At 36.0% G+C, this 1,577-nt stretch carries 1 protein-coding gene and 1 pseudogene; both read left to right on the plus strand.

Annotated elements, in window-relative coordinates:
- Positions 1-535 (plus strand): annotated as a pseudogene (locus ACED29_RS21075) (lipase family protein); the annotation flags it as partial.
- Between the two features lie 335 nt (positions 536-870).
- On the plus strand, positions 871-1,305 hold the full coding sequence (locus ACED29_RS21080) for a DUF6795 domain-containing protein (protein ID WP_371698680.1): 435 nt from the start codon (positions 871-873) through the stop codon (positions 1,303-1,305).
- Positions 1,306-1,577 lie beyond the last annotated feature (272 nt).

The raw sequence follows: 1,577 nt of genomic DNA on the forward strand, positions 1-1,577 counted from the left end.
CCCTATGGTTCCAGTTTGGCCCTTCGTTCATGCGCCATATAATGGTTATGAATATAGAGTTGATAACTCAGGCTTTGTAAACCCAATAAAACACAAAGTTAAATATTATATTGAGGATATGAAAAGCAACGACTGGAATTCATATCAACGAAAAATGAGCTTTAATAGCCATAAAAGAGTGACGTTAGATGCTCGTTTAAGCCATCAAGTCAGTCGTGATTTATTTTGGATGAACCATTTAAGCGAAGCACTATTAACGCTATTACGCCAACTAGGTCACGGTATTGCTTCGCGCATACAAAGCGGTATCGCCAATGGCTTAAACTTTTATGACCAAATCGCAATGGTGTTATCTGATGTCACTTTGCATAATGCGACATTTACTGGGCAATTAAATGGTCTATTAGCTCACATGTTAGTGTTTGCAGGTCATGCTACCCGTAAAGTAGAAACTCTAAGCTGTGAGTTTATTAGTTGGGTGTTTAAAAAAACGATTCAAGTTGTTAATCGATTAGCAGGCGAAGCACTGAGCTAACCTGTAATAACTAGCAAATACCGAAACTGGGGTTTAGCTTTACTCAATTATCTCTCAGCTAAACAAAAGCGACCATTAGGTCGCTTTTGTTTTACAGTGATTTAAATCTGGTAGGCCGTCAGTTGGGAGTAAACTTCTGAGAAACCACTACCTAACTCCAGTAACCCCTTGACATGAAGGACACGCCAAAATTAACTATTTAGAAGCCAAAAAAAATCATTAAGGGTATATAAATAAAGGAGTTTTAAATCTATTACTTCTTCTTTAGTCACAAATAGTTTACTTATTAAATACGGGGATTATAATCATTATCCTTATTTGCAAGGAGCAGAAATATGCTAGGAATGCTTAAGAAATACACTGTTGAATTATGCCCAGAAGTTAACGGGAAAATAACATACAACAATGTACCACTGCAAAACCAAACAGTTATCCGAAGTCTCACATATAATGACGATGAAACCGTTGAAGAATGTGTAACTAACTCGGAAGGTATGTTTATGTTTCCAGAAAAATCAATTAAGTCTAGGCTTCCTGGAAACATATTGCATGAAACAGCTATAGGGCAAATTATATTTGTTGAGTTTCAGGATCAAGAGCTTCTTATATGGTTCGCAAATCAAAGAGAAATTATTTCTCCAGAATCATTCTCACGATTAATGAGCAATCTAAAAGCAGAGCTAACTGACGCTGAACAAGTTTATGAATTTGAAAACTCAGAATTTCCTGCTTCACCTTTTAGAGTAAGATCTCTATGTGTATTAAAATAATTTCAAGGATGATTTTATGAATAAATTAACGCCAAGTATGGTCGCAGAACTATCTTAGCTAGCTTACGATGTACAAAAGTAGTCAGTCTTAAAAAGAAATATTATTAATGTCAGCATTAATCTAGAAAAGCACTTCAATTTTAATGTATCACCGAAACCTGTAATGGGAACTTCTGGGGGTGATGTTGCAAAAGCAAGAAACCAACAGACCGGGTTTGCCCTAATAGGACAAGGGCAAAGCGAACAATATAAGGATGATATTGTCATTGCGG

The sequence above is a fragment of the Shewanella sp. 5S214 genome, assembly GCF_041439795.1.
In the GTDB taxonomy this organism is placed as follows: Bacteria; Pseudomonadota; Gammaproteobacteria; order Enterobacterales; family Shewanellaceae; genus Shewanella; species Shewanella vesiculosa.